At 68.6% G+C, this 5612-nt stretch carries 5 protein-coding genes; 3 read left to right on the forward strand and 2 right to left on the reverse strand.

The window, feature by feature from the left end:
* Positions 1–137: 137 nt before the first annotated feature.
* Together FNH04_RS40275 and FNH04_RS40280 are read right to left on the reverse strand one after the other, a co-directional pair.
* A complete protein-coding gene (locus FNH04_RS40275; protein WP_152791122.1) occupies positions 138–1157 on the reverse strand; it encodes a substrate-binding domain-containing protein in 1020 nt (339 codons plus the stop codon).
* A gap of 812 nt (positions 1158–1969) precedes the next feature.
* Entirely contained in the window at positions 1970–2461 is a 492-nt protein-coding gene (locus FNH04_RS40280; protein WP_152791123.1) for a MarR family winged helix-turn-helix transcriptional regulator, read from the reverse strand.
* A 140-nt stretch (positions 2462–2601) separates the two neighbouring features.
* On the opposite strand from FNH04_RS40280, the gene FNH04_RS40285 reads away from it, so the two are divergent.
* The 3 genes from FNH04_RS40285 (at position 2602) to FNH04_RS40295 (ending at position 5582) form a co-directional block, all read left to right on the forward strand.
* A complete protein-coding gene (locus FNH04_RS40285) occupies positions 2602–2976 on the forward strand; it encodes a DoxX family protein (RefSeq protein ID WP_152791129.1) in 375 nt (124 codons plus the stop codon).
* Positions 2977–3309: 333 nt separating this feature from the next.
* Complete coding sequence (locus FNH04_RS40290; RefSeq protein ID WP_152791125.1) at positions 3310–4638, forward strand: ABC transporter substrate-binding protein; 1329 nt, start codon at positions 3310–3312, stop codon at positions 4636–4638.
* Positions 4635–5582, forward strand: coding sequence for a carbohydrate ABC transporter permease (locus FNH04_RS40295; RefSeq protein ID WP_152791127.1), 948 nt, complete (start codon positions 4635–4637; stop codon positions 5580–5582). The genes FNH04_RS40290 and FNH04_RS40295 overlap by 4 nt, the downstream gene beginning before the upstream one ends.
* Positions 5583–5612: the final 30 nt, after the last annotated feature.

Genomic DNA, 5612 nt, shown 5'->3' on the forward strand with positions numbered 1-5612 from the left:
GGGGACGAGTGCGGTGGGTGGCCGCGTGTCCGCTACGGCACGGGGGGTGCATGCGTGCGCAGGATGCTATCCGTACAAGTGATCGTACGCATCGTGAGGGACGCAACCTTGGCAACCCTGTTACCTGCCGAAACGGATCAACGGGTGCCGTTCGCCGCGAACTTGGCGATCGTCGCGACGTTCTGCTTCGTGACGAACGCGGGGCCGGTGAGCACGGGGGCCTCCCCGCCGCCGCTGATGTTGCCGTTGAACCTGTAGAGCCATATCGCGTCGACCGCGAGATAGCCCTGCAGATAGGGCTGCTGGTCCACGGCGAACTGCACCTCTCCGCCCTGTACGGCCTTCACGAGGTCCTTGTTGAGGTCGAAGGTGGCCACCTTGGCCTTGCTGCCGGCCTCCTTCACCGAGTCAACGGCTGCGAGCGCGAACTGGGCTCCGTTCAGGACGACTTCGTCGATGGTCGGGTCCTGCCTGAGCTCGGCGGCGATGACCGAGGTCACCTCGTCCATGTCGGTGCCGTCGACGTACAGGTTCCGGGTCTGGCCGTCGAAGGTCTTCTTCACCCCGGCACAGCGGGCTTCCAGTGCGACATTGCCGCGCTCGTGGATGACGCACAGGGCGTGCTCGGCCTTGAGGTCGTCGAGTTTGTCGCCGAGGGCGCGGCCGGCGACGCTCTCGTCCTGGCCGAAGTACTCCAGCATGCCCTGCGACTGCCAGGCGTCGATACCGGAGTTGAGGCCGACCACCGGTATGCCCGCGGCCCGCGCCTGCGCGACCACGCCTTTCATGGCGTCCGGCTTGGCGAGGGTCAGCGCGATGCCGTCGACCCTCTCGTCGATCGCGTCGCGCACCAGCCCGGCCTGCCCCGCCGCGTCGGCGTCGCTCGCGTACGTCAACTCGACGTTGTCCTTGGCTGCCGCGGCCTCCGCGCCCTTCTTCACGAGGTCCCAGAACGCGTCGCCCTCGGCCCCGTGAGTGATCAACGCGACCTTGATCCGGTCGGTGCCCGCCTTGCCCGACGTGTCGTTCGAGTCGGCGTCCGAGCCGCCGAAGCCGGAGCAGCCGGCGGCGAGCAGGCAGACGACGGCGACGGTGGAGGCCAGGACGGTCACACGGGTGGGTCCGGAAGAACGTCGTGGCGCGGGGGACGTGTTCATGAGGGTGCGGCACCTCGCTGTGCAACCGAGCGCAGGATGGGAAGGCGAAGTAGGCACGATCACTGGTGTGACGCGCCGAACTTTCAGGCTTTCGCTGGCCGTGAGCCAACCGTGTGTGACGCCTGGTAGTCAAGTGAGCAATCAGCAGGGACGCCCTTGCCCGGCCAGGTCCGCAGCCAGCCGTAATTCCCCCTGGCACGTGCCACTTTCACCTTCCGTGACATTCCCGGCCGGCACGGCCATGACCGCCGCGGTCACCCCAACCAGTGCGGTCCGGGCGACCCGTGACACCTGCTCACACATGCCGTTCACGTATTCGCCGGGTGAATCCCCGCCACCCGTACGGGGACCCATACCGGCACACGCATGCGGGTTCACCGCTCGTAACGTTCGCATACGGAAAGGCAGGGTAGAGGACGCAGAGCTCTCCGCACAGACTGCAGTCGTGCGCACCGCCCGGTTCGGAGGTCGACAACATTCGCGTCGGGTCACGCCGTCGGGTCACGCCCAGCCGTAGCCGCACAGGAAGTCGACGAACGAGTCGAGGCCCATGGGCCGCGGTGCGGGCCCACAGTCAGGAAGGTTGCGGTCGGAAACCTGGGCGAACGAGCACCTCCCGAACGAGCCAGGGCGGCCGGCCTCCGACCGAGGCGGCGGCGCGAACACAGCGAGCCGCGCCCCCGGTTCGCCTGCGGGCCGGTCCCGTCGCGCCGAATTCCGCACGCTCACCCCGTACGCTCACCCGGTGCCGAACCGGGCCGGCCCCTCCTCGCCCGGCCCTCCTCGCCCGGCCCCGCGAGGAATCGGCATCCTCAGCAGTTCCCCGCTCCAGGGCACCGGGTGTCAGGGTTGATCGCCTTGTTGATACGGTGGCCCGCCTCCCGCAGCTGCTTCTGCTGGGCCTTGGTGAGTGGGTCGAACACCAGGCGGCGCACTTCCGCGACATGGCCGGGAGCGGTGGCCACGACCTTGTCCCAGCCGGTGTCGGTGAGGACGGCCAGGGTGTAGCGGCCGTCGGCCGGGTCGGGGGTGCGGTAGACCCAGCCCTGTTTCTCCAGCCGCTTGACCGTGTGGGACAGCCGGGAGAGCGAGCCGTCGGCGAACGCGGCGAGCGTACTCATCCGGCGGGTGCGCTCCGGGGCCATGGAAAGCCCTGCGAGCACCTGGTACTCGAAGTGACTGATCCCGGCGTCACGCTGCAACTGGGCGTCGAGCGCGGACGAAAGCTGCACCATCAAGCCGGCCAGCGCCAGCCATGTCGCGTGCTCCTCGTCGTTCAGCCACCGGCTCTCATCTGCGCTCATGCGCCCACCATAACGTGCACCACCAGGCCGCCCGGCGAGCGGCAATCACTTGAGCATTCAAGTCCAGTTACTTGACCATTCAAGCTGTCTCACTCTAGCTTAACTTGAAGTTTCAACCCACCGAGCAGAAGAGCCCCCTGATGAACATGACCCTGTGGATCATCGCGAGCGTCCTCGCCCTGGCGTTCCTCGCGGCCGGCCTGATGAAGATGAGCCAGCCGAAGGAGAAGCTCGCCGCCTCCGGCTTGGCCTGGACCGAGGACTTCTCCCCGGGAGCCGTCAAGGCGATCGGCGCCGTCGAGGCGCTCGGCGCGCTGGGCCTGGTCCTGCCCGCCGTCCTCGACATCGCGCCGGTGCTGGTGGCATGGGCCGCGCTCGGACTCGCCCTGACCATGGTGGGCGCCGCCGTGGTGCACGCGCGCCGCAAGGAAGCCCAGGCGATCCCGATCAACCTCGTCCTGTTCATCCTGGCCGCCGTTGTCGCCTGGGGCCGCTTCGGCCCCCACGCCTTCTGAGCCACCCGCTCCCGAGGCGACCCCGCACACGGCCCCACCCGCCCGTCGCGGCACCCGTCTCGCGGCCCTCTCTTGAACGACAGGACCCAGCGGCCGACGAGGACCGACAGCGGCGTCCACTCGCGTGAGAACGGCCCCGATACCCACCCGGTATCGGGGCCGTCACCGTTCCCCCCAGCGCCGGGCAACACCCGCGGCACGCGCCGCCGGCCACATTTCCAGGGCTCCGTGAAGACTTCCGGACGCACCTTGACACCTGACTGAAACGCTTCTTAGCTTACCCCGATCATTTAGATGCATGAAGAGTGTTCATGCATGTGAACGGAGGTGCTCATGGGCGCTCGTCGACGACGCCGACGCCTGGCCGCCACGCTCGCCACCGCAGGGCTCCTGTTCGGAACGGCGGCCTGCGGCTCCGGATCCGACACCGCCGGCAGCGGCGACCCGAACACGCTGGAGGTCTGGACCCGGAGCAACCCGGACCCCGCCGCCACCTATGAGCGCGTGTTCGCCGCCTTCACCAAGAAGACCGGCATAAAGATCGACTACGTGCCGGTCATCAACTTCGACCAGCAGCTCCAGAGCCGGGCGTCCACCAAGGACCTGCCCGACGTCCTGATCAACGACACCGCGCTGATGGGCAGTTACCAGCGCCAGGGCCTGCTGAAGCCCATCACCCCGGCCTCGATCGCCGGCCACGACCAGATCGACGGCAAGACCTGGACCTCGACCGTGGGCCTCGACGGCAGGCACTACGGCATCCCCTACTCCCGCCAGGCCTTCACCCTGATGGTCCGCAAGGACTGGCGCGAGAAGCTGGGCCTCCCACAGCCGAAGACCTGGCAGGACATGCTGACCCTCGCCAAGGCCTTCGCCACCCGCGACCCGGACGGCGACGGCAAGAGGAACACGTACGGCATGGTCGTCCCCGGCAGCGCCCAGAACGGCTACGCCGCCTGGTGGGGCGCCAGCTACCTCTGGCAGGGCGGCGCCCGGATCATCGAGCCGGACGGCAAGGGCCGCTACCGCCCCGCCATGGACTCGGCGGCCGCCGTACGCACCGTCACCTGGCTGAAGGACAACCTCTTCTGTGGTGACAACGGTGTCACCCAGCCCGGCGCCCTGACCTCCATCACCGGCAACGCCACCAACTTCCAGGACGGCAACGCCGGTATGTACCTGACCGGCCCGTACAACATCGCCACCTACGACGGAACGCTCGGCAAGGACAAGTACGAGGTCATCCCCGCCCCCGCGGGACCGGCGGGGCCCACCGTGCTGGCCGACGGCGAGAACATCTACTTCGGCGCCAGGACCGGCAAGGCCGAACAGGAAAAGGCGCTCGCCGCGTTCCTCATCTCCCCCGAGGGCCAGCGGCTCGCCATGACCGGCAGGAACCAGCCCGTCGTACGCATCCCCGTCAACACCACGCTCGACGCGGCGGAGGTCCGCGACGACCCCCGCTGGAGCGTGGTGCAGAAGGCGTACGAGGACGCCTCCCAGCAGTTCCCCAACGCCCCGGACTTCGCCCCGATCAAGCAGGACACCGCCGACAGCCTCAACGCGCTGTTCACCTACTGCGGCAGCGATGTCCGCTCCGGGCTCAAGGAGCTCAACGACACCCTCGCCGGTGACCTCAAGGACCAGGACCTGTTGAAATGACCGCGACCGTGACCACGCCGGACGCCCCGACCCGGCAGCGCAGAGGACTTTCCCCCAGGACCTTCCTCATGAGGGTCCTCGGCAAGAAGGCCGTACTCCCCTGGCTGTTCCTCGCCCCCGGCCTGCTGCTCGCCCTCGTCTTCAAGTTCCTCCCGATGGGCAAGGGCATCTGGCTCAGCTTCTTCGAGGTGCGGCCGTTCCTCGGTGACCGGTGGACCGGCCTCGACAACTACACCCGGGTCCTGACCGACCACCGCTTCCAGGACGCGGTCGGACACACCCTCGTGCTCGGCATCGGCCAGTCGCTGGGCGCCATCGTCGTGGGCTTCCTCCTCGCCCTGCTCCTGGAGGGCCAGACCCGTTCCCTGAAGTTCGTCCGCGCCGCCGTCTTCCTGCCCGTCGTCACCGCCACCGCGGTCGTCGGCGAGATGTGGCGGCTGCTGTACTACCCGACCTCGGACGGCCTCATCAACAGCGCCCTCGGCGTCCTCGGCCTCGGGCCCGTGCCGTTCCTCGACAACCCCGACACGGCCCTGTGGGCGACCATGGCCATGGGCATCTGGATCTGGGCGCCGTACAACATGGTGATCCTGCTCGCCGGACTCGCCGGTGTGGACCGCTCGCTGTACGAGGCCGCCGCGATGGACGGCGTCTCGCTCCGGCAGCGCCTGCGTCACATCACGCTGCCCGCGATCCGCCCCGCCCTGGGCATCGTCCTCACCCTCGCCGCCATCCGCGGACTGCGCGCCTTCACCGAGGTGTACGTCCTCACCGGCGGCGGCCCGGCCGGCTCCACCGAGGTGTGGATGACCCGCGCCTACACCCTCGGCTTCACCCGTAACGACATCGGCGGCGCCTCCGCGGCCTCCGCCGTGCTGCTCTGCGTGACGCTGCTGCTCACCGTCACGGTCAACCACTTCCGCAAGAGGGGAGACGTGCGATGAGCGCCCCCGCCCTCGAACCCGTCCGGACAC

The organism is Streptomyces phyllanthi, assembly GCF_009377205.1.
Taxonomy (GTDB): domain Bacteria; phylum Actinomycetota; class Actinomycetes; order Streptomycetales; family Streptomycetaceae; genus Streptomyces; species Streptomyces phyllanthi.

Excerpts from the sequence above, each read along its gene's own strand:
- FNH04_RS40275 (WP_152791122.1), bottom strand. The coding sequence starts at position 1,157 with ATGAACACGTCCCCCGCGCCACGACGTTCTTCCGGACCCACCCGTGTG.
- FNH04_RS40280 (WP_152791123.1), bottom strand. The coding sequence starts at position 2,461 with ATGAGCGCAGATGAGAGCCGGTGGCTGAACGACGAGGAGCACGCGACA.
- FNH04_RS40285 (WP_152791129.1), top strand. The coding sequence starts at position 2,602 with ATGAACATGACCCTGTGGATCATCGCGAGCGTCCTCGCCCTGGCGTTC.
- FNH04_RS40290 (WP_152791125.1), top strand. The coding sequence starts at position 3,310 with ATGGGCGCTCGTCGACGACGCCGACGCCTGGCCGCCACGCTCGCCACC.
- FNH04_RS40295 (WP_152791127.1), top strand. The coding sequence starts at position 4,635 with ATGACCGCGACCGTGACCACGCCGGACGCCCCGACCCGGCAGCGCAGA.